Raw genomic sequence first — 24,906 nt, 5'->3', positions numbered from 1 at the left:
CAGGTCTCGCTGGTTAGGGTTGCTGGGACGGGGCCACGATGGTCAGGGGTTCGGACAGCTCGACCCGGACGCCGCAGACCCGTTCCAGGGCGTCTTCGTCCAGCCGGCAGCACAGCAGAGCGCCGTCCTCTCCGCAAGGGGAAAATTCCAGGTCCAGGGCCGAAAGCTCCCGCAGCACGTCGGCGTCGGTCACGTACAGCCGCGCGCCCCGGGGCAGGAAGCACAGCAGGGACGGCAGCAGGGATTTCCAGGGCAGTTCCGCGCAGGCCCGCGGGAAGAGTGCCTCGTCGGGCACGCCGAGCTCCGCGAAGCTCTCCTCGTCATCGAGGCCCAGCACCTCGGCGAACCCCTCCCGGGCCGCCTCGAACCGCCCTTCCTGCTCGCGCATGGCCACGAACTGCTCCTCGCGGAAGAGGGCCATGGCCAGCAGGATCTGGGCCTGGCGGCAAGGGTCGGCCGCCTCGGGCTCCGAACCGCCCAGAAGCTGCGACCGGAATTCCAGGCTCGTGCCCGTGAAGAAATTGTCCAGTCCCGCGGCCTGATAGGCCTTCATGTCAGAAGCGCGCTGGAAGCGTTCGCCGAACTCCATGTAGCTGCGCAGCAGCGCGCGCACCTCGGTCGGCGAACAGGGCAGGCGCTCGGGCCGCCAGCGCGGCCGGTCCGTGTCCATGTTCACGCCGGGGTCGAAAAAGACGAGCCCCTCGGGCAGGGGCCCCTGGCCCAGCCTCGGGTGCATCCAGGGAAAATGCACGAGCATTGCGGTCATATCATCTCCTTAACCGTATCCGCATCAGAATCCCGCCACGAACCTGCGGCACCGCCCGGGGCAGACGGGCATCCGCAGCAGGCACACGCCATCCAGGAAGTGCGCGCAGGGCACGTCCCCGGCCTCGTCCGGCAGGGGGATGAAATTTGCACAGTCGAGGCCAATGTTCAAGGCCGCATCCACACGCCGCTCCCAGATGCGTCCGGCCTCCTCCGAAGACAGGCCCAGGCTCTCGCCGCGGACCACGAAGGCGTCGAAGCTGTCCGCGAGGGCCTGCAGCGCGGTGCAGGCGAACCCGGCATGCAGGCCCGGGTTGAGACGCTCCTCGTAGATGCAGCGTCCCGCCGCCCAGAACCGGCATCCCCGGCCCGGCAGCGAAAGCGGCGGCAGCGGCCGGCTCACGCCGCCCCCCGTCCGCGGGTGTCCGGACGCCGCGGACATGACCTCAGGCTATTTAGGGAATACATTCCATCCATCCGGAAACCAAGATTTTTCTTCGTCACGCAAATGTTGACCTGCCCGAAGGGCTATGTGTATATGAGGCCCATTCATTTCCGAGGAGGCATACATGTTCGGCATTGGCATCCCAGAGCTTCTCATCATTCTGGTTATCGTCCTGGTTATTTTCGGGGCCAACAAGTTGCCTGAAATCGGTTCAGGTATGGGCCGGGCCATCAAGAACTTCAAGAAGGCCACCAGCGAGCCTGAAGAAATCGACGTGACGCCCAAGTCCGACACGAAGGACACGACGGATAAGAAAGACTGAATTTTCAAAGGTTGAAATCGACAGAATCCCGGCCAAGGCCGGGATTCTTCTTTTCAAAAGCCCCTACCTGATCCGCACCGTCAGCCCCTGGGCCTTGGCCGCGTCCTCCAGACGCCTGGACAGGGCTTCCCTGGACCCGGTCGTGATCCGCCACACGCCGGCCATGCCCTGCCCTTCCATCTCCACGCCGATCAGGGCCTTGCGTTCGATCTCCGCATTCCAGCCGTCCATGAGACGGTCGAACTCCATGGGCCCCATGCTCGAAAGCCAGCCGGAGATGCGGACTTCTACCCCGGCCCCACCTCCCCCGGCTTGCGCCGGACGGGAAAAATAGTCCTTCCAGACCGCCAGCCAGACCTCGTCGAGGGTCTTGGCAGAACGGGTCGAACTCCACTCCCCGAGGCTCAGCACGCCGTTCCAGTCCCGGCCCTGCGACAGGGTCAGGACCGGCACGTCCGCGCCGGCGGCGGCCACCGGGGCGAGTCCCGAGAGCTCCTGCAGGGCCGAAAGCCGTTTGGTACGCGAAGGCTCCATACCCGACAGGTGGAGCACGTACGGCAGCGGGCCCGTCAACGTGGAGAGCACGCCCAGGTCCCGCAGACGGGTCTTGAGGCCCGCGCCGTGAACCCGCACGTCGAGGGTCAGCGCCTCGCCCGTGGCGTTGCCCGCGACCGTGGCATTGCCGGCGTCTGCGGCCGTTTCCTTGTAGCCCAGGACCAGGGAGTCACGCTCCTTGGCCAGGACGCCCATGACGGCCTTGAGCCGCGCCGGCGTCAGCGCCGGGCCTGCGATGGCCCTGGTTTCCAGGGCCAGGGCCTCGTCGAAGCCCCGACCGACGGCCGCGGCCCTGTCCTCGCCCTGGACCAGCGGCACCGTCACGCGCTGGTCCGCCAGGACCAGGGTGGACCAGAGCATCAGGGCAGCAAACACACCTAACACGCGTCCTTGCATGGAAAAACTCCTTCGTGAAAATCTGTAGCGCGAGGGCCGCCCCGCAGCAACCCGGCACCTCACGCCGGTGATGCCAGGAACTCCCTGGCCCTGGCCGCCATCCCCTCGAAATCCGCCGGGTCGTGCCAGGCGATGTCCTGGTCCTTGTTGAACCAGGTCAGCTGGCGCTTGGCGTAGGCCCGCGTGCTGCGCAGCCAGTCGGCCCGCGCCTGGGCCATGTCCAGACCGTCCAGGAGCACGGCCAGCAGTTCCGGGCAGCCGATGCCCGAAAACCCCGGAGCCTCCCTGTTCGGGCAGCCCTCGTAGGCCAGACGGACCTCGTCCAGGGCTCCCGCTTCGAGCATGAGTTCGATGCGGCGTTCCAGGCGGGGCGTCAGCGTCGCCAGGTCCGTGCGCAGGCCGATCTTGAGGGCGCGCAGCCCTTCGGGGCGGCGGGTCTGGCCGTGCCACCAGGTCAGGGTCCGGCCCGTGGCGGCGAAGACCTCCAGGGCTCGGCAGATGCGCTGCGGGTCGTTGGGGTGGATTTTGGCCGCGTAGTCCGGGTCCACGCCCCGCAGACGGGCGTGCAGGGCCGGGGACCCGACGGAGGCGCACTCCCGCGCCAGTTCCTCGCGGATGCGCGGGTCGATGTCCGGGATGGGCGCCAGGCCGTCGACGAGGCTCTTCAGGTAGAGGCCCGTGCCGCCGACGAGGATGGGCACGAGGCCCTGGCTGCGGTAGGCTTCGGCCCGCGCCTGGATCTCGGCCGCGAAGGAGCCCGCCCGGACGGGCTGGTCCACGGGCAGGTAGCCGTAGAGGGCGTGGGGACAGACGGCCCGCTCCTGCGCGGTGGGCTGGGCCGTGACGATGCCGAGGCCGGCGTAGACCTGGCGGGAGTCGAAGTTGACCACCCCGCCGCCCAGGGCCCCGGCCAGGGCCAGGGCCGCGGCGGTCTTGCCCGTGCCGGTGGCCCCGACCAGGCAGACGAGACTCGTGACGCTCATGCCTTGGCGGGCCCCCCGGCGGGCAGAGCGGACGCCCCGCCGTGCACGTCGGCCAGTCGCGCCTCGATGCGGGCCTGGATGGACTCGGGCACCAGCCCCTCGATGACCCCGCCGAGCTTGGCCACATCCTTGATGATGGAGGAGCTGATGTAGAGCCAGCGGTAGTCCGTCATCATGAAGACGGTGTGGATGCTGGGCTTCAATTTGCGGTTCATGAGGGCCATCTGGAACTCGTACTCGAAGTCCGAGACGGCGCGCAGGCCGCGCAGGATGGTGTTGGCGTGCGCGCCCGGCACGTAGTCCACCAGCAGGCCCGAAAAGGCCTCGACCTCGACGCGCAGCTGCCCGCGGAAGATCTCGCGGATCATGTCGACGCGCTCCTCCAGGGAGAAGAGCGGGTTCTTGCCCGAGTCCCTGGCCACGGCCACGATGATGCGGTCGAAGACCTCGAGGCCACGGCGCACGAGGCTCAGGTGTCCGTTGTGGAAGGGGTCGAAGGTGCCGGGGTAGACGGCGATGCGCTCTGGTTTCTGCGCCATATGCATATCCTTGTCTGTCCGTAGAGTTTGTCGCGAAGGAGCGCCAGGTCCGGGTGCGGGAGGGCGTCGAGGGCCAGTCCCGCCTCCACCTCGGCGCACAGCAGCCCTTCGCGCGCCAGGACGTTTCGGTCAAGCAGCAGCCGCAGGGCTGGCAGGAAAAGATCCTTGCCGTAGGGAGGGTCGATGAAGACGAGCCCGAAGGAGCCCGTGCCGCCCCCACCCAGCCAGCGCGCGGCGTCGCCCTTGACGATCCGGAAACGCTGCCGCGCGACGCCCAGCTCATCGAGGTTGGAGCGGATGAGGGCCGCGGCGTGGGCGGCCTTCTCGACGAAGACCGCTTCTGCCGCGCCGCGGCTCAGGGCCTCGATCCCCAGGGAGCCGCTGCCGGCGAAGATGTCCGCCACCCTCGTCCCGCCCCAGTCCACGCCCTGGGATTCGAGCATGGAGAAGAGGGACTCGCGCACCTTGCCCGTCGCGGGGCGGTAGCCAGGCCCCTCGGTGGTGCGGATGCGCCTGCCGCGGTACTCCCCGGAGATGATGCGCACGGGCTAGGCCTTGTCGCCTTTGCGCTTCTGCTCGAACATCAGCTCCGAAAGGATGGAGGTGAAGCGGGCGTTGATGTCCAGCAGGTTGCCGCGGATCTCCACCTGGTTGGACAGGCCCATGCGCTGGATGAACTCCACCCGCTCCCGGACCTGGTCCAGCTTGTCGGTCGTCTCCTCCAGCAGGTATTCCCAGTCGATGCGCGGAGCGGCCAGGGACGGACGCGCCGTCAGTTCGAAGCGGCCGCCCTTCTCCAGCAGGCACTCGTCCAGATAATCCGGGATGTGCACGGTGTACTTGAACTTCTCGCGGATGAGCTCGGCCAGGACCTTCTGCCCGGAATGCTCGCCGTGGACCAGGTAGATCTGCACGTCGGGATTGCGGAAGTGGGACAGCCAGTCGAGGATCTGCGACTGTCCGGCGTGGCCCGAGAAGCCGCCGATGGTGAAGACCTTGGCCTTGACCGAAAGCTCCTCGCCCAGGATGCGGATGGTCTGGGCGCCGTCGACGATGCGCCGGCCGGGCGTGCCTTCGGCTTGGAAGCCGACGAAGACGATGGACGCGCCGGGCTTCCAGATGTTGTGGCGCAGGTGGTGCTTGATGCGGCCCGCATTGGCCATGCCGCTGCCGGCAATGACGATGGCCGGCCCCTGTGAGCTGTTGATGGCCCGAGACTCCTCGACCGAAAGGGAGTAGCGGAGGTTGGGCATTTCCAGGGGGTTCTCGCCGCTCTTGACCCGCTGCTTGGTCTCGTGGTCGTAGTAGTCCCAATGCCGGCGGAAGATCTCCGTGGCCTTGATGGCTAGGGGGCTGTCCACGTAGACGGGCAGGTCCTCGGGCAGTTTCCCCTCTTTTCGCAGCAGATAGAAGGAGTACAGCAGCTCCTGGGTGCGCTCCACGGCGAAGGCCGGGATGATGACCTTCTCGCCGCGCTCGTAGCTGTAGGCGATGGCCTCGGCCAGCTCCTGCCGGCTCTGGGCCTCGTTCTTGTGGTTTCGACTGCCGTAGGTCGACTCCAGAAAGAGGAAATCGGCGTGCTCGACTGTCTCCGGGTTGCGGACCAGGAGCTGGTTGGGGCGGCCCAGGTCGCCGGAAAAGACCAGCTTGGTCTCCTCCTCCCCTTCCTTGATCCACAGCTCGATGAAGGCCGAGCCCAGGATGTGTCCGGCGTCGTTGTAGACCACGCGGATGCCGGGGGCCGGCTCGAAGGCCGTGTTGTACTCCTCGATTTTCAGCTGCTTCAGGGCCTTCTGGGCCTGCTCCACGGTGTAGAGGGGCTCCACGGGCGGGTCGCCGGCGCGCAGCTTCTTGGTGCTGCGCCACTGGGCGTCGGTCTCCTGGATGCGTGCGCTGTCCTCGAGCATGATGGTCAGCAGGTCGCGGGTCGGCGCGGTGGTGTGCACGCGGCCCTTGAAACCCTTGGCCGCCAGGCGCGGGAGCAGCCCGGAGTGGTCGATATGGGCGTGGGTCAGGAGAATGAAATCGAGGGCTTCGGGCCGGTACATCCCGCTCTCGTCCCAGTTGCGCGCCTCGATGATCCTGTTGCCCTGGTGCATGCCGCAATCGATGGCGAAACGGGCGTGTTCGCACTCGAGCACGTAGCACGAGCCCGTTACGGTCCGAGCCGCGCCAAGAAACGTTATCTTCATTCCTTTCTCCCTATATTTCAGATGGATGAAAACAATGCCCCGCAACCCATTGCCCTCGAAGGGCCGGGTATGCTAGCCCCGTGGACACGCTGCATCCGACGACGGGGCGACAACCTTTTTGCCAAGACGAACCAACCCATGATCAATCTGGAAAAACTCAGCGACCGGGATCTGCCCCCTCTCAAGCCGATGGTCATCAGGCTATGGCAGCTCCTCAATGCCCCCAACACCCGCCTGCAGGACATCGTCGAGGCCATGAGCGCCGAGCCAGTCCTGTGCGCCCGGATCATGGCCATCTCCAACTCGCCAATGTACCGCGGCCTCGACGAGATCACCTCGCCGCAGAAGGCCCTCGTGCGGCTGGGCCTGAACGAGGTCAAGGGCATCGTCTACTACCTGACCCTGGCCGACTCGGTCACCAAGAACGCATTCCCGCCCTCGTTCTCCATCCGCCGCTTCTGGACCCACAGCCTGAGCACGGCTCTCTTGTCCAAGAAACTCATGCAGTACTACCCGAGCCTCTTTCCCATGTCCCCGGAAGAACAGGACGGGACGTACCTGGCCGGCCTGCTGCACGACATCGGGTACGTGGTCATGGCCACCCTGATGCCCGGGGAATTCACCGTGATGGCAAAGATCTGGGAAGAGGGGGGCCGGAACCCCTTGGACGTCGAAGAGAAACTCTTCGGAGTCAGTCACCCGCTCCTGAGCGCCAAGGCCCTCAAGCTCTGGAAATTTCCGAAAAACGTCCAGCTCGCGGTTTACGCCCATCACCGCGAGGTGGCCCAGGACTCGCCCCCCGCCATCATGCTCATCAAGCTGGCGGACTACCTCGCCACCAAGGCCGGGTACCACTTCAACCCCATGTTCACGGCGGACATGAAGGGCCTCGGCGTCCCGCTCTACCTGCTCGAAAACGACTACCAGCCCGTGGTCGAGGAAGTGGCCCTGAAGGTGGAGACGCTCGTCAACCAGGCCTTCGCCTGAGGCTCAGAGGGTCCGGGCGCAGCGCAGTTCGAGATCGACCGCGCCCGTATGCCCCATGACCCCTTCGGGCACGGGTTCGTTCATCCTCTCGCAGACCCAGTTCCACAGCACGTCGCTCGTCCGTTCGAACTGCCGGTAGTCGCCAAGCACCCGCACGCACAGATACCGTGCGGCCAGGGTCATGCGCGCGGCCGGGACATCATCCTGGAACTGATATTCACCGATGGCCGCGCCGAGCCGGGCCAGCATGGAGCGCGTGCCCTCCTCGTCGAGGTCCGGTGAGACAAGGCACAGGAACCCGTTGTCCATGGAGGCCAGCCGGTCGTAGTTGCGCAGCTGCCGACGCAGCGAGGCCCAGATGCCGTTCTTGAACCACTCCATCCAGCCGTCCCCGTAGCTCAGGCGCAGGTCCGCCAGGCCCGGCACCGAAAGGACGCTCATGGATACCCAGCCCTCCCGGCGGCCGATGCGGTTCACTTCCTCGCCGAGATAGATGCGCAGGCCTTCGGGCGTCAGCAGGCCCGTCTCCCGGTCCAGCAGGCGCGACGCGCCGTACCTGCGGCACAGGGCCATGGCCCTCAGGGCGCGACGCATCTTCCACTCCAGTTCCAGGTCCATGTAGGGGCCGGCGATGCAATCGTCGACATCGTGTTGGCTGGAAAAGACCTGGAGCATGTCGCCCTGGGGCCCGACAAGGATGATGTAGGCCGGGGTCAGGGAACGCCTGGCCTCACGGGCCCGGACCATGGCGCAGAGTTCCAGGCCCGAGATGTCCACCCCCTGGGAGGACACGAGCAGGCAGTCGTACGCGACGTCCTCGGTCAGGGCCACGGCCTTGAGATGACCGCGCACGTGGTCGGCCTTCAGGTCGAGCCGCTCCAGGACGGCGCTCATTTCCCGCGCGACGTCGTCGTCCGGCTCCACGATCAGGAACGTGAACCTGTCCTTGTCTTCCATGGTCTGGGTCATGCGCTGCGCCTTTGCGTTACGGGGGGTTGGATGCACGGATGCCTGGAACCGCCATCGCCTCCGGGTAGCAGACCCGGGGGCGCCTTGTCCACAGACCCGGCGCGGGACCGGGCCCTTGGGTTTTGCCCTCGGCCGCGTTATGGTGTATGGCCCCTGTCCACAGTGGACACCGCAAATGCATAATCCTTTCAAATCGCTGGAAAAAGATCCAGGCCTCAAGGCCAGGATGAAAAAAAGACGCAAACCCGCGGCCACGGCGCCCGCTCCGGCCGAAGGGCCCCGGGAAAAATCCGAGGACGAGCTCTTCCTGCACGCCTTCTCCGACGTGGTCCCCCTGAACAAGGGCGGCCGCGACGTGGCTCCGGCGGCGGCTCCGCCCCAGGCGGTCCCCGCCCCCCCGCCGACCTTCGCCCGGCTGCTGGAGGAAAACATCGAGTTCGAGATGGACTACACCCACGAGTTCATCACCGGACAGGTCCGGGGGCTGGACCCCAAGATCTTCCGCAAGCTCAAGGGCGGGGAGTTCAGCGTGCAGGCCCACCTGGACCTGCACGGCATGAACGCCGACCAGGCCAAGCTCGCGGTCCTTGACTTTCTGCGGCGCTGCTACATGGAAGGCAAGCGCTGCGTGCTGCTCATCCCGGGGCGCGGCCGCAACTCCCCCCTGGGCCAGGGCGTGCTGCGCCAGGAGCTGACCGCCTGGCTGACCCAGGCCCCCCTGAAGCGCGTCGTGCTGGCCTTCACCACCGCCCTGCCCAAGCACGGCGGCAGCGGCGCCGTCTACCTCCTGCTGCGCCAGGTGCGCAAGGACAGGGGCAAGATCGCCTGGGAAGAGGTCTTCGTCGATCTGGACGGCTGAACTTCATCACATCATGCATCACCAAAGGACCTGAACATGGGCTTTTTTTCCCGCATCAAGAAACTCTGGGGCTCCGAGACCGAAACACAGCCGCAGGCCCCCCTGGCGCCGGAACATCCCGAAGCCGCAACCGCGCACGAAGAGGTCCGGACTCCGCCCGAAGCCCCCCGCCTCGAAGAGGAAACCCCGGAGCCCATCGAGGCTGTCCCGGTCGTCGAGGCCCAAACCCCGGAGCCCATCGAAGCTGTCCCGGCCGTTGAAGCGGCTCGGGCCGCAGAGCCCGCAAGACCCGCAGAACCGGCGCAGGCCGCCGGGCCCGCGCGCAAGGAAGGCGGCTGGCGCAGGCTTTTCGGTTTCGGCGGCGAAGAGCCCAAGGAACCGGCGCCCCTGGCGCCCGCCCCGGCCGAGCCGGCCGAACCGGCCATGCTTTTCCAGGAAAAGCCCACGGCCAAGGCCGCCCTGGAGCCCTGGCAGCAGGCATTGGTTCAGGCCCTGGGCGAGGCCGAGCCCAAGCTCTCGACCTGGATGACGCACATCCTGGACGGCGTGACCAAACGCGGCGACGCACTGTGGGACCGCCTGCGCTTTCTTTTCGCGCAGCTGGACGTGCCGTCGGCCGAGGCCGAAGACTTCATCGCCCGCTTCGACACGTGGCTTTCGGATATGGACTACGACCATGTGGACGAGTTCCGCTCGGAGCTGCAGTACCGCATGGCCCTGGCCCTGGAGCTGGAGGACGAGGAGGACGAGCGCAACCGGCTCTTCCTGAAGCTGTCCGCCGGGCTTGGCAAGACTCGCGAGCAGCTGACCATGCGCATCGACCAGCTCCTGTCCATGGGCGGGGGCTACGACGACGCCTTCTGGGAGGAGCTGGAGGAGATCCTGCTCATGGCCGACGTGGGCGTCAGCGCCACCCAGGAACTGCTGAAGCGCCTGCGGCCCAAGGTCCGCCAGGCGGGCGGGCGCGACGCCGCGGACTTCAAGGCCCTGCTCAAGGAGGAGTTGGCCGCGGTCTTCCTGGAGCCCAAGGCCCCCAAGGTGCCCCAGGCGCCCGAGGTGGTGCTCATGATCGGCGTCAACGGCGCGGGCAAGACCACGACCATCGCCAAGCTGGCCCACCGCGCCCAGATGCAGGGCCGCAAGGTCCTGGTGGCGGCCGGCGACACCTTCCGCGCTGCGGCCATCGAGCAGCTGCAGGTCTGGTCCAAGCGGGTCGGCGCCGGCTTCTACGCCAAGGCCCACGGCAGCGACCCGGCGGCCGTGGCTTTCGAGGCCGTGGATTACGCCATGAAGGAGGGCTACGACCTGGTCTTCGTGGACACGGCCGGACGCCTGCAGACCAAGCACAACCTCATGGAGGAGCTGAAGAAGATCAACCGGGTCCTGGGCAAGAAGCTCGAAGGCGCGCCCCACCGCACCGTCCTGGTGCTGGACGCCACCACGGGCCAGAACGCCCTGTCCCAGGTCAAGCTCTTCTCCCAGGCCTCGCCCGTGGACGAGGTTATCCTGACCAAGCTCGACGGCACGGCCAAGGGCGGCATCATCGTGGCCATTGCCCTGGAGTTCAAGATTCCCATCAGCTTCGTGGGCCTGGGCGAGAAGATGGAAGACCTGCGCCCCTTCTCGGGCCAGGAATTCGCCAGCGCCCTCTTCGACTGAAAAAACGCGGGCGGGATCATGGTCCCGCCCGCATCCTTCTACTTCCCCGCCGATTCCCCAAGCGCCCGCCGTATGCTCTCCACCCTCCGCCGGTTGACGCCCAGGTCCCACCAGCCCGTGCGCGAAGCCGAGCGGATCTGAACCACGTCTCCGTCCCTGCGGCATTCCAGATCGTCAACGAAACCGAAGAATCGGGAACGGAAGGTGGCGTGCAGGTACCCGTCCTCCTCCCTCTCGACGCTTCCGCCGAGCGAGACGATCACCTCGCGCAGCCTCGCCCAGCCGTCTTCGCCGATCACGGGCAAGGGCGGGGCGCTCCCTTCTTCGGAGTTCACGCAGTTGGGCGAACCGGGACAGGCGCGCAGCCTGCCGCCGCCCGAATCCGACGGGCCGGCCGTGGCGCAGGACGCGAGGCTCAGACAGACCGCAAGGGCAAGAAACGGGGCAATCCGGGACATGCTTCCTCCTGGGTCAGGGTACAGGAAAGGACAGACGGACAGACTCGACGGCGCGGACATCGACAAATTCCCACTCCGGCGGCAGTTCCGCCGTGAAACCCGGCATGTCCAGCCTCCAGTGATGCAGGAAAAGGCCGCCGGGCTCGCCCGCGCCGTAGACGGGGTCGCCCACGAGGGGATGCCCGGCATGGGCCAGGTGGGCGCGGATCTGGTGCCGTCGCCCCTTGAGGATATGCGCCAAGACCAGGGTGTTCCCCTCCACGTCGCGCACCGGGCGGACCAGCGTGCGGCGCAGGGCTTCGTCCTCCTGCCCGGTGACGCGCACCACGCGGCGCTTGTCGTCCAGGATCAGCCCCGCCAGTTCAAGCTCCCCCACGCCGCCATGGGCCAGGGCCAGGTACCACTTGCGCACCAGCCCTGCCTCCTGCCACCCCTTGTACAGGGCGGCCTCCCGCTCCCCGGCGGCTGCCAGGACCAGCCCGCCGGTCAGCTGATCGAGACGGTTGAGGAGCCGCCACCCGGACAGGCCCAGCCCCGGCAGGCACCCTTCGAGGCTGCTCCCGCCGCGCCCGGCCACGGTGTGCACTCCGGCGGGCTTGGAGATGGCCGCAAACCCCATGGCGCTGAAAACGATCCCGACGCCGGCGATGTCACAGACGTCGTGCCCCGCGTCCGCCGGTTCCGCCACGCTGACGAGCTGGCCGGGCCGCACCAGCCCGCCCTTGGCCAGCGGCCTGCCGTCGACCAGGACCAGACCGGCTTCGATCAGGGCCCGGCAGCGCCTGATCCCAAGCCCGAGATGGACGGCCAGGACCTTGTCCAGCCGCTCGGGGGGAAGATGTGCGGGGTGCGGAAACGTGCTCATGTGCGCGGGAGGCGACCAGGAACCGCGCCGTGACCGGCCGAAAGGCACGGCAGGCCCGCCGCCGGCCCTTGGGCGTGCGGCGGCAGGGTCATTGCTGATGGTAGCCGGGCTTCTCCCGCTCCACGATGGACATCCAGGCCACGGTCAGTTCCCGGTCCCACTGCGTGCCGGCCCCGCGCTCCAGGGCGTACATGACCTTGTCCATGGGCAGGGCCTGCCGGTAGGCGCGATTGGAGGTCATGGCCTCGTAGCTGTCGGCCAGGCAGATGATGCGGGCCAGGAAGGGGATCTCGTCGCCGGACAGGCCGTCGGGGTAACCCTGGCCGTCCAAACGCTCGTGGTGGTGGTAGATGAGGTCCGTGATATCCTTCATGGCCTCCACCTGCCCGAGGATTTCGCGGCCCATGAAGCTGTGGCGTTTCATGATCTCGTACTCGTTTTCGGTCAGGGCGCCCGGCTTGTTCAGGATGTGGTCGGGAATGCCGATCTTGCCGACGTCATGGAGCATGCCGGCCATATTCAGGAGATCGATCTCCTTGGTCCCGAGGCCCAGCGCCCGCGCCAGCCGGCAGGCGTATTCGGCCACGCGTTCGGAGTGCCCGCGGGTGTAGTAGTCCTTGACCTCCACGGCCTGGGCGAAGGAGCGGATCACGTCCTGGTTCATGGTTCGCAGGCGCGAATAGAGGTGCGAGTTCTGCAGCGCCGAGGCCGTGTGCGAGGCGAAGACTCCCAGAAGCTGGAGGTCCTGCTCGCGGTACAGGGCGTTTTTCTCGTCGCGCACCAGCGCGATGACGCCGACCCGCTTGTGCGGCAGGTCCAGGGGCACGGCCATGACGGAATACGGGAAGCCCTGCGGGAAAAATGCGGTATTGAAGGAGGATTGCCGCAGGGTGAACTGGTCCAACAGGTAGGAGCGGCCGTGGCGCATGATCTTGTCGCACAGCTTCGTCACGAAGACGCGCAGCAGCTCGCTCGACTCCAGGAGCCGCCCCTGGATGCGGCAGGGCTTCTGCTCCATCATCTCCGGCATGAGCAGGCAGATGGCGTCGGGCGAGAAATTCTCGCGCAGGTGGCTCAGGAACTCCTCGACCACGGCCAGATGGTTGAGCTGGCTGCCCAGGCGCTTGCTCAGACCCAGCATGCGCACCACGGCCGAAAGTTTCTCCTGCTCCTTGCGCAGCCGACGCTGCTCCATGACCGAGCGCACGCGCAGCAACAGGTGCTTGATGTCGAAGGGCTTGGCGATGTAGTCGGCCGCGCCGTTCTTCATGAGGTCCACTGCCGTCTCGGTGGTGCCATAGCCGGTGATGACCAGGAAGTCCGAGTCGATGTTGCGCTGCCGAATCTGGGTGAGGAGATCCTGGCCGTTCATGGCGGGCATGCGCAGATCGCTGATGACCAGATCGAAACAGCGCTCGCAGGCCTTGGCCAGGGCTTCCTGCCCGTTGGCGGCCAGAGTGACGCGATACCCCGCCCCTCCGAGGGCCTCCTCGCAGATTTCCCTCAGGGCAGGCTCGTCGTCCACCACCAGCACGTGAAACGAAGAAGTCATCTTCCCACCTCTTCGACACGACCGCTCCCGGGGAAAGCGACCGCACCAAAGCCTTTGACGTTGGATTACACGGTTTTCGTATTTGAAAATCAACTAGCTGACAACACGATGGAAGATCGAAAATAATCCTTGCCAAGGAAAATCATCTTAGGTAGATGCCATTTCCTCATTCGGGATGTGGCTCAGTCTGGTAGAGCGCTGCGTTCGGGACGCAGAGACCGGAGGTTCAAATCCTCTCATCCCGACCAGACATTTCAAGGAGTTAGGCATAAAAACCTAGCTCCTTTCTTCTTTTCAAAAACCTTCCCCCACCATATCCCCCACCTCTCGAAAGTCCCCCAATGCTGTAAGCGCGCGCGGCGTTTGGCGCAGATTCGCGCGCTATTTGGCGCAGACAACAGCCGCCCCCCCCAACTCGTTCGTGCGCCAAATCGGCCGCAACATCTCCCGTAAAAATCGATCAAACCCGGACCTGTCTAACGCCCCTCGATTACCCATCTTTCGAATGCCCTGATGTCTGAAAGGTCCTCCGGCGCGGCTTTCTAGGCCTGCAGCACGAGGCCAGTGAGAAGCTGGCAGCCCTCGACATGACCAACTCCCGGGACATGTGGGACAAGAAGCCCTTCCTGGAGGCCATGATCATCGTCTGCGACGCGGTCATGATATGGGCGGGCCGACATGTGACCCTGGCCCGGCAGCTTGCCGCGGAGGAACCGGACCTCAAGCGCAAGGCCGAGTTGCTGCGCATCGCCGAGATCTGCTCCCGCGTACCCGCCCACCCCGCCCGCAACTTCCGTGAAGCCATGCAGTGCCAATGGTTCGTGCAGATGTTCTCGCGCATCGAGCAAAAGGCCAGCGCCATCATTTCCAACGGCCGCATGGACCAGTACCTCTTCCCCTTCTACGAAGCGGACATCAAAAGCGGGGCCATCACCCGCGACGAGGCGCGCGAACTGCTCGAGTGCATGTGGGTCGACATGGCCCAGTTCATCGACCTGTACATCAACCCTACGGGCAACGAGTTCCAGGAAGGCTACGCCCACTGGGAGGCTGTGACCATCGGCGGCCAGACCCCGGACGGCGAGGACGCCACCAACGATCTGTCCTACCTCTTCCTCGAATCCAAGCGCGACTTTCCTCTGAACTATCCCGACCTGGCCGCACGCATCCACAGCCGCACCCCCGATCGCTTCCTGTACGAGGTCGCCCTGACCGTGAAGGACGGATCCGGTTTCCCCAAGCTGATCAACGACGAGGAGGTCGTTCCGCTCTACGCGATCAAGGGTGCCCCCATGCGTGACGCCCTGGACTACGCCGTCTCGGGTTGCACCGAGGCGCGCATGCCCAACCGCGACACCTACACTTCCGGATGCGTGTACATCAACTTCGCCTCAGCTCTGGAAATGCTCGTATACAATGGCCGTATGCAGCACTACGGCGATGAGCTCATCGGCCTGCAGACGGGTGATCCCTGCGCCATGCAAACCTGGGAGGAATTTTACGAAGCCTACAAGGCCCAGCATATGAACCTGCTGCGCAAGGCCTTCCAGCAGCAGTATGTGGTCGACCGCGTCCGCCCCATGCACTTCGCGGCCCCCTTCTCCTCGGTCATGCACGACTTGTGCATGAACAACCTGCAGGACCTGCACGAGTACAAGATCGAAGGCGGCGTCGACTACTCCTATTTCGAGTTCCTGGGTTACGGCACGATCGTGGATTCCCTGGCAGCCATCAAGAAACTGGTCTTCGAGGACAGGAAGTTGACCATGGGCGAAGTCGTCGAAGCCCTGAAGGCCAACTTCGAAGGACACGCCCCGGTGCGCGAGATGCTCCGTAACGCCCCCTGCTACGGCAACAACGACCCCTATGCCGACGCCATCGCCAAGGATATCGACCGGTTCACGCAGGTCGAGGCGAAGCGCTGCTCCGAGGAGCGCGGCATTCACGTCGATGTGCGCTATGTGCCCATCACCTCGCATGTGCCTTTCGGCAAGGTCGTTTCCGCCACCCCGAACGGGCGCCTGGCCTGGACCGCGCTGTCCGACGGTTCCTCCGCGTCCCACGGCGCCGACAAAAACGGTCCCACGGCCGTGCTCATGTCCAACTACCACACCAAGAACTACGGACTGACCAATCGCGCCTCGCGCTTGCTGAACATCAAGCTCTCGCCCAAGTGCGTGGCCGGCGAGGATGGCACGCGCAAGGTCATGAACATGATCCGCACCTGGTGCGACCTGAAACTGTGGCACCTGCAGTTCAACATCGTGAATCGCGAGACACTGCTGGCCGCCCAGAAGAATCCGGACAGCTACCGGTCCCTTCTGGTCCGTATCGCAGGTTACAGCGCGTACTTCTGCGACCTTTCCCGCGATCTGCAGAACGACATCATCGAACGTACCGAACACGACGGCATGTAACCGGGAAAGGGCGGGGCCATCCCGCCCTTTCCCTTTGAGCAGGAATGACATGAACGACAAGGACAGACGCGGCTACGTTTTCAATATCCAGAAATACAGCGTGCACGACGGGGCGGGCATCCGCACCATGGTTTTTCTCAAGGGCTGCCCACTGAAATGCGCCTGGTGCAGCAACCCCGAATCCCAGCACCTCTGGCCCGAGCTTGCCTACAACATGACCAAGTGCCTGACTCCGGCCGTATGCGGCAGATGCCTGGGCAACTGTCCCGATTCGCGTATCGTGGAAATCGAAGGTCTTCTGGACCTGGACTGCGTGGACTGCGCAATCTGCCGGGAAAACCCGTCCTGCGCCGAGGGCTGTCCCAGCGGCGCGTTGAACGTCTACGGCCGGTCTGTGGACGTCGACGAGGTGTTGCGGACCGTCGAACAGGACGGGGCCTTTTACGCCCGTTCAGGCGGGGGCATGACCCTGAGCGGCGGCGAAGCCATGTTCCAGCCGGAATTCGCCCTGGCCCTGCTTCGCGAGGCCAAACGCAGGCGTATCAACACCGTCATGGAAACCTGCGGCCACTGCTCCCCGGACGACCTGATCGAAGCCTGCGGCCTCCTCGACACCCTCATCTACGACATCAAGTCCATGTCGACAGAGAAACACCGAAGCGGCACAGGCGTCGGCAACGAACTCATCCTCGAAAACTTCGAGCAGGTTTGCCGCGCCTGCCCCGACCTGCGCATCCTGGTGCGCACCCCGGTCATCCCCGGGTTCAACGACACCCAGGACGACATCCGGGCCATTGTCGCATTCCTCCCCAAGCGCGACCGCCTGACCTACGAGCTTCTCCCGTACCACCGCATGGGCCAGCCCAAGTACCAATTCCTGAAGCGCCCCTTCCCCATGGGCAACGCCAATCTCGACCCGTCCATAATGCCTCTGCTCAAGGCCATCGCAGCCGTCCGCTGAGCCAGGCAGCGCCCCGTCTCCCGTCCATGGAGCTGGACGCGGCCCCTCCGGCTGAGCGCATCGCCATCGGCGTGCCGCTCTACCTCTTCGGCCTGCTCGCGGCCGTCCTGTTCTTCGCCTTCGTCCCGGCGGTCGTGACCTTCCCGCCGAAGCAGTCGGGCATGAGCAGCCGGGCGGCGTCCCGTCGCCCGTCGGGCATCCTCAGACCGGACAGGCCACAACCGCGCCGGCGCCCCCAGCATCATGGCAACCCGAGATATCGCCTTGACAGAGTCACGGCGTTGGGAAGAGGTTGCATTTTTTCACAGAATTTCTTTTCGCAGCACCAATCCATGTTTACCAAATTTTTCCAACAATTCCTCGACAGTTTCAAGGACGCCGTGTGCATCACGGACCACGAGGGCATCGTGGTCTACCTCAACGCCAAGCACACCGAACTGACCGGCATTTCCAAGGAGTCCCTGCTGGGCAAATCCGCCGTCGAGATGACGAAGCACGGTCTCTTCGACATCGTCATCAACCCCGAGGTGGTCAGAACCCGGAAAAGCCATTCCAGCATCCAGAACGCCAACGGCCGCAAGCTGATCCTCGAAGGCACCCCCATCTTCAACGACGCCGGCGAGGTGGCCTTCGTCATCACCTTCATCCGCGACGTTACGACGCTGGCGGACCTCAAGCGCAAGCTGGCCGTCCAGAAGGAACTGCTCGACACCTACCAGAAGATGAACCTGTCCGACCGGGAGTACGCAGGGAAGTACCCTCTCGTCGTGAACAGCCCGGTCATGCGCAGGCTCTACGAACAGATCGACAACATCGCGGAAACCGACGCCACGGTGCTGCTCGTCGGCGAGACCGGCGTCGGGAAGGACGTCATCGCCCGTCACGTCCACGCCATGAGCATTCGGTCCGAGAAGCCCTACATCAAGGCCGACTGTTCAAGCATCCCCGAGAGCCTGATCGAGACCGTGCTTTTCGGTTACACCGGCGGCACATTCTCCGGAGCCAACAAGCAAGGAAAAATCGGCCTCATCGAAGCCGCGGCCGGAGGCACCCTGTTCCTCGACGAAATCGGCGAACTCCCGCTGCCGATGCAATCGCGCCTGCTCCGCCTGCTGCAGGACCGAGAGGTCATGCGCGTGGGCGCCACCTCTTCCACCAAAGTCGACGTGCGCATCATCGCCGCTACCAACAGGGACCTCGAACAGGAGGTTCGCGTCGGCAGATTCCGCAGCGACCTCTATTACCGCCTCAAGGTGGCCGTGCTCAAACTGCCCCCCCTGCGCGAACGGCGGGCGGACATTCTGCCCATGGCCCACGGCTTCCTCGACTTTTTCTGCGCCAAGTTCAAACGAACGATGATGCTCAGTCCCGAAGCTGACGAGGCCCTGCTGCGCTACGCCTGGCCCGGCAACGTGCGCGAACTCGAAAACCTGATCCAGGGTTTGGTGGTCACCAGCCGCAAGGACATCATCGGGACCGAAGACCTCCCCTTCGCCTGCAAGGCCCCCCCAGGGATTGCGACTGCGAAGGGACGCTGGCGGATGTGGATATCGACGGGCGGACCCTGAAGGAAATCATGCAGCAACTCGAAGGCGGCATCCTGCGCCGCGCCCTCGACCGGTTCGGTTCCGTGAACGAAGTCTCCAAACGCTTGGGCATCAACCGCAGCACCATCTTCCGCAAGCTCAAGGAAAGCGAGGAGACGGCGATAAAAACCGGGGAACATACAAACTGACTGCCAGCCGCCGCACCCCCGATCGGGAATTTCGTCCCCGCACCTCCCCACGCACAACCACCGCGCTCTGACCTGTCTTCGCAATCGCGCGGAGTTTGGCGCGCCCCCCGTCACACTCGCGATTCCGTTACCCGGCTGCGAACATGTTGCCCGCAATCGAACAAAACCAGGCATGCATTATGCCGTATTTGACACAGATGATTCCAGCCCAGACCCAACGATATCATTTTTACCCATAATTTCAGAAAGATAAAAAATAATTGGATGGCAGGCCCGTCAGGCGCAATTTTTGCTGTTCCCTTGATACGCATTGTCGTCACTGCGGTGTGGAAGCAACTATCTTTACCAATAATTTCAGCATGTCAGGGAGTCCAATCCATGCAACTCAAAGACTCATCACTTCTTTGTTCGTCATGCCTGATCGGGGGCGCCTGGTCCCGATCGGACAGCGGCGAAACGTTCGCGGTTCTGAACAAGACAACCGGCGCCGAAATCTGCAGAGTGCCAAACTGCGGAAAAGCCGAGACGGAGCGCGCCATTGCCGCCGCGGACAAAGCGTCCAAAGGATGGGCCGCCATGACGGCCAAGGCACGCGGCGCCATCCTCCACAAATGGCATGACCTCATTCACGCGAACATCGACGACCTCGCCCTGATCCTGACCCTGGAGCAAGGCAAGCCGCTGGCCGAATCCAAGGGTGAGATCATCCTCGGAACCACATACATCGACTGGTTCGCGGAAGAGGGCCGCAGGGCCTACGGCGAGATCATCCCCTCCCCCTGGGCCGGAAAACAGCCCCTGGCCATCCGCCAGCCCATTGGCGTGTCGGCAGCCATCACCCCCTGGAATTTCCCGAATTCGATGATCACCAGAAAAGCGGCTCCCGCCCTGGCGGCCGGATGTCCTGTCATCGTCAAACCCGCTTCTGCAACCCCCCTGTCGGCACTGGCTCTCGGGGTTTTGGCGGAACGTGCGGGCTTCCCTACAGGAGTCTTCTCGGTCGTGACCGGCGACGCGAGAGAAATCGGCAATGCCCTGTGCCAGAGTTCGACCATCCGGGCACTGAGTTTCACAGGCTCCACTCCGGTCGGCAAGACGCTCATGGCCCAATGCGCCTCGACCATGAAGAAGCTTTCGCTTGAACTTGGCGGGAACGCTCCCTTCATCGTTTTCAAGCAGGCGGATTTGGAACATGCCGCTCTGAGCGCCATTGGATGCAAGTTCCGCAATGCCGGCCAGACCTGCATCTGCGCCAACCGCTTTCTGGTGGAAGACGCCGTGCACGACGCCTTCGTGGAGCGCCTCAAGGCAGAAGCCGGCAAGATCGTCCTTGGAGACGGCACCAAGCCCGGCGTGTCTCAGGGTCCTCTCATCGACGCCAAGGCTTTCGCCTTCATGCGGACGCTCCTCGATGACGCCGTGGCCAAGGGTGCGACCATCGTCTGCGGCGGCAAGCCGTCTGCGCTGGGCGGCAATTTCTTCGAACCGACCATCGTCACCGGCGTGACCAGAGACATGCGTCTCTTCCAGGAGGAAATATTCGGCCCCATCGCGCCTGTCGTGCGCTTCTCCACGGAAGATGAGGCCGTGGAACTCGCCAACGACACGCCATACGGTCTGGCCAGCTATGTCTTCACCCGCGATCTGGGCCAGATGTGGAGGGTCAGCAACGCACTCGAGTACGGTCTCGTCGGCGCCAACGAGGTCGCTCTCGCCTCGGGCGAAGTTCCCTTCGGCGGGATGAAGGACAGCGGCATAGGCCGTGAGGGCGGCAGGCAGGGATTGGATGAATATATGGAGACCAAATACATCCTCTTGGGAGGGCTGGACAAGCGCTGAACCATCACCATCAGTTTACTTCAAATCCCCTCTCATGGCTTTGCGGAATAAACGGCCCCGAAGGTGCAGGCTTTCACGGGGCCGTCTTTTCGCCCGCCGCGCAACAAATCAGGCACACACCCCGTCTTCGATGCCGACAAGTTCGCCAGCATCGATTCCCGCCACTCCAGCCTCGGTCCGACGACAAGTCCATTTTGCCCGAATCCGCCCATTCATTGCCCGAACAGCCAGATACAATGCCCGCATCCGGGCAGCAGCCATCTTTTTCACTGATCTCGCAATCAACAAAAATGTCCTGTAGATTGAGTACATACCATTTCAAGTAGCTCGACCGACCTCTTGGAACACTCCTTGCTCACCATGCCCATACATGTGCACAACAGAAAACAGCTTGCGCCAAACATCTTCATTTTCCTGAATATTCCAAAATAATACTTCAACGGAGGCAGACATGCAGATCGGATTCATCGGAGTAGGACTCATGGGAGGCCCCCTGGCCCGCAACCTGATTCGCGCCGGCAAGGATGTACTCGTATTCGACCTCAGCGAGGAGGCCGTAAAGCGCACCCTCGCCGTCGGCACCACCGGCGGGGCGGCGGCAAAGGTGGATGATCTGGCCTCCTGCGACATCGTCTTCACAAGCCTGCCGCTGCCGCAGCACATCAAGGGCGTCGTCCTGGGCGATGGCGGACTCTATGCCAAGATGCGCAAGAGCGCCCTGCATATCGAACTGTCAACCATCGACCCCGGTACGGCCAACGAACTGCGCACCGCCGCCGAAGCTCTCGGTCTCGGCTACCTCCAGTGCACTCTTGGCAAGACGCCGGCCCATGCCGAAAAAGCCGAGGAACCCATGTTCATCGGCGGCGACAAGGCCCTCTACGACGCCAACACCGACCTCTTCAAAGTCATCGGCCTCCCCAACTATGTCGGCTCCGTGGACGCCTCCTGTGCCGTCAAACTCATTTCCAACATGATCGGCATGACCAATCTGGCCGTACTGGCCGAAGGCATCAAGGTCGGCGACAAGGCGGGCATGGACCGTACGCTGCTCCTGGAACTCCTTTCCGACACCGGCGCACGCAGCTTCCAGATGGATGTCCGCGGCCCGTGGATCGCAGCCGACGACTACGCCCCGCGCTTCGGACTGGATCTGGCCCTGAAGGACGTGCGCCTGGGCCTGGAGATGGCCCGCGCCTGGGAACTGGACCTCAAGGCCATGGAAGCCGCTCTGGTCTATTACAAAAACGCCAGCGCCGAAGGCTACGGCAAGGAAGACTGCAACGCGGTCGCAAAGGTCGTCGGCAAGTAACCGTTCTTTCTCAAGTTCGAGGGTTTTCGAGATTACGCGGTGAGAAACGCCTTTCATTGAGTCCCGGGGAAAGCGGGTTTGCCCGCTTCCCATATCCTTCCGATACGGTGATTGGTCTGCATGGATATCCCTTGCAGGCGGAGATATAACCCAGCCAGAGATCAGAGGAGAGACCGCATGAGACGAGTTCTGTACGCCATCACGGCCCTGGTTTTTCTGTTCAGCGTAGCGACGGCTTCCGCCGCCGAGTACAAGAAAATGACCATCAGGGCTGCCACGGCCAACCCCGAAGGCAGCCTGCACACCACGGCGATCAACAAGTTCAAGGAGATCGTCGAAAAGGAATCCGGAGGGCAGATCACGGTCCAGACTTTTTACGGCGGCTCCATGGGTGACGAGCAATCCAATGTCCGCCAGCTTCGCAACCAGGAAATCCATCTCGCCGTCCTGGCCGTGGGTAACCTGACCCCCTTCGCCTCCCAGGCCAACATCTTCTACCTGCCTTACATGTTCCCCAAGATCGACGCGGCCTACGCGCTGCTGGGCCATGATGAATTCACCAAGAAAGTCGGCGACAAGGTCGTCGAGCAGAGCGGCACCCGCCCCCTGTCCTGGCTCATCGGCGGATACCGTCACATCACGAACTCCAAGAAACCCATCGCCAAGATCGACGATCTGCAGGGCCTGAAGATCCGCGTCCCCCCTGTCGCCGTCCAGCTCGAAGCCTTCAAGTCCTGGGGCGTGGAACCGCACCCCCTGGCTTGGTCCGAAACCTTTAACGCACTGCAGCAGGGCGTCATCGACGGCCAGGAAAACCCGCATACCGTCAACCGCGACCAGAAGTTCTGGGAAGTGCAGAACCACATCACCGAACTGCACTACATGCTCTGGGTCGGCCCCATGCTGGTCAGCGAAGGCTGGTACGCCAAGCTCGACGCCGACACCAAGGCCCTCGTGGACAAGGCCGCCAAGGAAGCCGCTCAGTACGAATGGAAGTGGGCCGCCGAACAGGACGCCGTGGCCAAGAAGCAGTGCGTGGACAAGGGCATGGTGGTCACGGAGCTGACCGACGAGCCCGTGTGGCAGGAAAAGGCCCGCACCGTATGGCCCCAGTTCGAGGCTCAGGTTGGCGGCAAGGCCATGATCGACGAAGCCGTATCCCTCATGAAGTAACACGGACTATAAGGAGGCTGGCAGCCATGTCGAACCAAACAACGTCACTAATTCGCAAGCTGTATGATCATTTTGAGGAAATCTTGAGCGTGACGTGTGTCGGCGTCATGGTTGCCTGCCTCATGCTCCAGGTCGGAGCCCGCTGGATCGGCGGCCATGGCCTGCCGTGGACCGAGGAACTCAGCCGCTACGCCTTTCTCTGGACGGTCTTCGCGGCCGCCCCTCTCGTGGCCAAACATTGCGCCCACGTCCGCATCACCGCCCAGTACCTGCTCATGCCGCCGAAATACCGGCTCGTTTTCAGGTTTATCACGGACATGCTCTGGGCCGCCCTGAACATCTACATCGCCTGGGAGAGCTGGGTTGTCATCAGCGGAGGCCTGGACTTCCCTGAGCTATCCCCGACATTGAAGATCGTGCGCGCGTACGTGGAGATGATCATCCCCTTCGGCTTCGTGCTCATGAGCCTGAGGATCGTCGAGGGATACATCGTCCGCTACAAAAAGGGGACTTTGCTTGAACTGGTGCAGGAAGAATTCGAAATGGTGGGGAAATAGCTATGGAAATCTCAGTAATGGCAATGGTCCTGATCTCCCTTGGCGCCCTCTTTCTGCTCGGGATGCCCATTTTCATGAGCCTGGCCGTGTCCTCGGTGGTGGCCCTGCACTTCGGCGGCTACCTCCCGATGTCCGTGATCCACAACTCGATTTTCGACGGGCTGAACATCTTTCCGCTCCTGGCCATTCCCTGCTTCGTCATCGCCGGGACAATCATGGAGCACGGGAACATCACGAACCAGATCGTGGACGTGGTCAAACAGCTCGTGGGCCGCATGCACGGCGGCCTCGGCGTGACGACCATCCTGGCCTGCACGTTTTTCGCGGCCATCTCGGGTTCCGGCCCGGGCACGGTTGCCGCGGTCGGCACGATCCTGGTGCCTGCCATGATCCGCAGCGGATACAGCAAGGAATACGCGGCCTCCGTGGCCTCTTCCGGCGGCACCATCGGCATCCTCATCCCGCCGAGCAACCCCATGATCATCTATTCGATCCTGGCCAACGTCTCGGTCACGGCCATGTTCACGGCCGGCTTCGTTCCGGGGTTCGTGGTCTGCTTCGCGATGACGACCACCGCGTGGCTCATCGCCCGCAAACACGGCTTTCGCGGGGACGAAAACACGCCCCCGTTCCATCTGCCGACATTCCTGCGCAGCTGCCGCAAGGGATTCTTTTCCCTCATCACCCCGGTCGTCATCCTCGGATCGATCTACTCGGGCCTCTGCACCACCGTCGAAGCCGCCGTCCTGGCCGTGGCCTACGCCCTCTTCGTCGGCATCGTCATCAACCGGGCCATCCGGCCGATCCACATCTACAAGGCGCTCCTGGAGGGCGGAATGCTGTGCGGGGCCGTGCTCATCATCGTCGGCACCTCGACCCTCTTCGGCAAGATCATGACCTACGAGGAAGCGCCCCAGCAGCTGGCCGCCGCCGTTCTGAACATTTCGAGCGACCCGTACGTCATCCTGCTCCTGATCATCGGCGTGCTGATCATCCTCGGCATGTTCATGGAGACCCTCTCGACGATCATCATCCTGGTCCCGGTGCTCATGCCCATGCTCAACATGGTCGGCATCGACCCGATCCATTTCGGCATCATCCTGGTGGTCACCAATGAGATGGCCCTGCTCACCCCGCCACTGGGCGTGAACCTCTTCGTCGCGTCACGAATATCGCAGGTCTCGGTCGAGCGCATCTCCCTCGGGGTGCTGCCCTACCTCTTCGCCCTGCTCGTGGCGATTCTGCTCTTCACCTTCGTGCCGGAGGTCGTGACCTTCCTGCCGAAGGCCCTGGGCATGGGCAACTAGGAAAACCTGCCTGGCGGCGGTTCGCCGCCAGGCATCAATTCAATATAAGGATAAGGAGA

Annotated in this window: 23 protein-coding genes, 1 tRNA gene and 1 pseudogene; 14 read left to right on the top strand and 11 right to left on the bottom strand. The window is 63.9% G+C overall.

Going from position 1 to position 24,906, the window contains the following annotated elements; genetic code table 11:
• Nucleotides 1-13 precede the first annotated feature (13 nt).
• Nucleotides 14-766, bottom strand: a complete 753-nt coding sequence (locus tag ACZ5AC_RS01610) for a hypothetical protein (RefSeq protein WP_464249217.1) — start codon at nucleotides 764-766, stop codon at nucleotides 14-16.
• Between the two features lie 24 nt (nucleotides 767-790).
• Complete coding sequence (locus ACZ5AC_RS01605; protein WP_464249216.1) at nucleotides 791-1,168, bottom strand: hypothetical protein; 378 nt, start codon at nucleotides 1,166-1,168, stop codon at nucleotides 791-793.
• A gap of 166 nt (nucleotides 1,169-1,334) precedes the next feature.
• Here ACZ5AC_RS01605 and ACZ5AC_RS01600 point away from each other — a divergent pair, with 166 nt between their 5' ends.
• The gene (locus ACZ5AC_RS01600) at nucleotides 1,335-1,532 is read left to right on the top strand and encodes a twin-arginine translocase TatA/TatE family subunit (RefSeq protein ID WP_464249215.1); all 198 of its coding nucleotides are present in this window, start codon (nucleotides 1,335-1,337) and stop codon (nucleotides 1,530-1,532) included.
• A 63-nt stretch (nucleotides 1,533-1,595) separates the two neighbouring features.
• Here ACZ5AC_RS01600 and ACZ5AC_RS01595 read toward each other — a convergent pair whose 3' ends face one another.
• From ACZ5AC_RS01595 to ACZ5AC_RS01575, 5 genes are read right to left on the bottom strand one after another with little or no spacing between them, the layout of a single operon-like run.
• The gene (locus ACZ5AC_RS01595; protein ID WP_464249214.1) at nucleotides 1,596-2,483 is read right to left on the bottom strand and encodes a hypothetical protein; all 888 of its coding nucleotides are present in this window, start codon (nucleotides 2,481-2,483) and stop codon (nucleotides 1,596-1,598) included.
• A 59-nt stretch (nucleotides 2,484-2,542) separates the two neighbouring features.
• Nucleotides 2,543-3,466: a tRNA (adenosine(37)-N6)-dimethylallyltransferase MiaA gene (miaA, locus tag ACZ5AC_RS01590; RefSeq protein WP_464249213.1), complete on the bottom strand. Its 924-nt coding sequence runs from the start codon at nucleotides 3,464-3,466 to the stop codon at nucleotides 2,543-2,545.
• Nucleotides 3,463-4,005, bottom strand: a complete 543-nt coding sequence (coaD, locus tag ACZ5AC_RS01585) for a pantetheine-phosphate adenylyltransferase (protein WP_464249212.1) — start codon at nucleotides 4,003-4,005, stop codon at nucleotides 3,463-3,465. Before coaD ends, miaA begins: the two co-directional genes overlap by 4 nt.
• Complete coding sequence (rsmD, locus tag ACZ5AC_RS01580) at nucleotides 3,936-4,550, bottom strand: 16S rRNA (guanine(966)-N(2))-methyltransferase RsmD (protein ID WP_464249211.1); 615 nt, start codon at nucleotides 4,548-4,550, stop codon at nucleotides 3,936-3,938. The genes coaD and rsmD overlap by 70 nt, the downstream gene beginning before the upstream one ends.
• A gap of 3 nt (nucleotides 4,551-4,553) precedes the next feature.
• Nucleotides 4,554-6,197: an MBL fold metallo-hydrolase RNA specificity domain-containing protein gene (locus ACZ5AC_RS01575; protein ID WP_464249210.1), complete on the bottom strand. Its 1,644-nt coding sequence runs from the start codon at nucleotides 6,195-6,197 to the stop codon at nucleotides 4,554-4,556.
• 138 nt (nucleotides 6,198-6,335) lie between these two features.
• Here ACZ5AC_RS01575 and ACZ5AC_RS01570 point away from each other — a divergent pair, with 138 nt between their 5' ends.
• The gene (locus ACZ5AC_RS01570; RefSeq protein WP_464249209.1) at nucleotides 6,336-7,184 is read left to right on the top strand and encodes an HDOD domain-containing protein; all 849 of its coding nucleotides are present in this window, start codon (nucleotides 6,336-6,338) and stop codon (nucleotides 7,182-7,184) included.
• 3 nt (nucleotides 7,185-7,187) lie between these two features.
• Here ACZ5AC_RS01570 and ACZ5AC_RS01565 read toward each other — a convergent pair whose 3' ends face one another.
• Nucleotides 7,188-8,153, bottom strand: coding sequence for a response regulator transcription factor (locus ACZ5AC_RS01565; protein ID WP_464249208.1), 966 nt, complete (start codon nucleotides 8,151-8,153; stop codon nucleotides 7,188-7,190).
• Between the two features lie 226 nt (nucleotides 8,154-8,379).
• On the opposite strand from ACZ5AC_RS01565, the gene ACZ5AC_RS01560 reads away from it, so the two are divergent.
• Nucleotides 8,380-9,012, top strand: a complete 633-nt coding sequence (locus tag ACZ5AC_RS01560; RefSeq protein ID WP_464249207.1) for a Smr/MutS family protein — start codon at nucleotides 8,380-8,382, stop codon at nucleotides 9,010-9,012.
• Nucleotides 9,013-9,048: 36 nt separating this feature from the next.
• Nucleotides 9,049-10,671, top strand: coding sequence for a signal recognition particle-docking protein FtsY (gene ftsY, locus ACZ5AC_RS01555; RefSeq protein WP_464249206.1), 1,623 nt, complete (start codon nucleotides 9,049-9,051; stop codon nucleotides 10,669-10,671).
• 38 nt (nucleotides 10,672-10,709) lie between these two features.
• On the opposite strand, the gene ACZ5AC_RS01550 is transcribed toward ftsY, so the two are convergent.
• The 3 genes from ACZ5AC_RS01550 to ACZ5AC_RS01540 form a co-directional block, all read right to left on the bottom strand.
• Nucleotides 10,710-11,129 (bottom strand): DUF1499 domain-containing protein, encoded by a 420-nt coding sequence (locus ACZ5AC_RS01550; protein WP_464249205.1) that lies wholly within the window; start codon nucleotides 11,127-11,129, stop codon nucleotides 10,710-10,712.
• Nucleotides 11,130-11,142: 13 nt separating this feature from the next.
• A complete protein-coding gene (locus tag ACZ5AC_RS01545) occupies nucleotides 11,143-11,994 on the bottom strand; it encodes a pseudouridine synthase (RefSeq protein WP_464249204.1) in 852 nt (283 codons plus the stop codon).
• Nucleotides 11,995-12,082: 88 nt separating this feature from the next.
• Nucleotides 12,083-13,546 carry an HD domain-containing phosphohydrolase gene (locus tag ACZ5AC_RS01540; RefSeq protein ID WP_464249203.1) on the bottom strand — a complete coding sequence of 488 codons (1,464 nt, stop codon included), beginning with the start codon at nucleotides 13,544-13,546 and terminating at the stop codon, nucleotides 12,083-12,085.
• 171 nt (nucleotides 13,547-13,717) lie between these two features.
• Between ACZ5AC_RS01540 and ACZ5AC_RS01535 the strand changes: the two genes are divergently transcribed.
• The 10 genes and pseudogenes from ACZ5AC_RS01535 to ACZ5AC_RS01490 all read left to right on the top strand — a co-directional run bounded on the left by ACZ5AC_RS01535 (nucleotide 13,718) and on the right by ACZ5AC_RS01490 (nucleotide 24,847).
• Nucleotides 13,718-13,794 (top strand) — tRNA-Pro (locus tag ACZ5AC_RS01535).
• Between the two features lie 273 nt (nucleotides 13,795-14,067).
• Nucleotides 14,068-15,963 (top strand): annotated as a pseudogene (gene hpsG, locus ACZ5AC_RS01530) ((2S)-3-sulfopropanediol dehydratase); the annotation flags it as partial.
• Between the two features lie 49 nt (nucleotides 15,964-16,012).
• Nucleotides 16,013-16,924, top strand: a complete 912-nt coding sequence (gene hpsH, locus ACZ5AC_RS01525) for a (2S)-3-sulfopropanediol dehydratase activating enzyme (RefSeq protein WP_464249202.1) — start codon at nucleotides 16,013-16,015, stop codon at nucleotides 16,922-16,924.
• A gap of 332 nt (nucleotides 16,925-17,256) precedes the next feature.
• Nucleotides 17,257-18,492, top strand: coding sequence for a sigma-54 interaction domain-containing protein (locus tag ACZ5AC_RS01520; RefSeq protein ID WP_464249201.1), 1,236 nt, complete (start codon nucleotides 17,257-17,259; stop codon nucleotides 18,490-18,492).
• Nucleotides 18,493-18,500: 8 nt separating this feature from the next.
• Nucleotides 18,501-18,659: a helix-turn-helix domain-containing protein gene (locus tag ACZ5AC_RS01515; protein ID WP_464249200.1), complete on the top strand. Its 159-nt coding sequence runs from the start codon at nucleotides 18,501-18,503 to the stop codon at nucleotides 18,657-18,659.
• A gap of 378 nt (nucleotides 18,660-19,037) precedes the next feature.
• The gene (locus tag ACZ5AC_RS01510; protein ID WP_464249199.1) at nucleotides 19,038-20,498 is read left to right on the top strand and encodes an NAD-dependent succinate-semialdehyde dehydrogenase; all 1,461 of its coding nucleotides are present in this window, start codon (nucleotides 19,038-19,040) and stop codon (nucleotides 20,496-20,498) included.
• Between the two features lie 451 nt (nucleotides 20,499-20,949).
• Entirely contained in the window at nucleotides 20,950-21,810 is an 861-nt protein-coding gene (locus tag ACZ5AC_RS01505; RefSeq protein WP_464249198.1) for an NAD(P)-dependent oxidoreductase, read from the top strand.
• A 177-nt stretch (nucleotides 21,811-21,987) separates the two neighbouring features.
• A complete protein-coding gene (locus tag ACZ5AC_RS01500; protein WP_464249197.1) occupies nucleotides 21,988-22,983 on the top strand; it encodes a TRAP transporter substrate-binding protein in 996 nt (331 codons plus the stop codon).
• 89 nt (nucleotides 22,984-23,072) lie between these two features.
• Nucleotides 23,073-23,540: a TRAP transporter small permease gene (locus tag ACZ5AC_RS01495; RefSeq protein WP_464250588.1), complete on the top strand. Its 468-nt coding sequence runs from the start codon at nucleotides 23,073-23,075 to the stop codon at nucleotides 23,538-23,540.
• A 2-nt stretch (nucleotides 23,541-23,542) separates the two neighbouring features.
• The gene (locus ACZ5AC_RS01490; protein ID WP_464249196.1) at nucleotides 23,543-24,847 is read left to right on the top strand and encodes a TRAP transporter large permease; all 1,305 of its coding nucleotides are present in this window, start codon (nucleotides 23,543-23,545) and stop codon (nucleotides 24,845-24,847) included.
• Nucleotides 24,848-24,906: the final 59 nt, after the last annotated feature.

The organism is Desulfomicrobium aestuarii, assembly GCF_055385525.1.
This window is presented reverse-complemented; position numbering and strand designations above follow the sequence as displayed.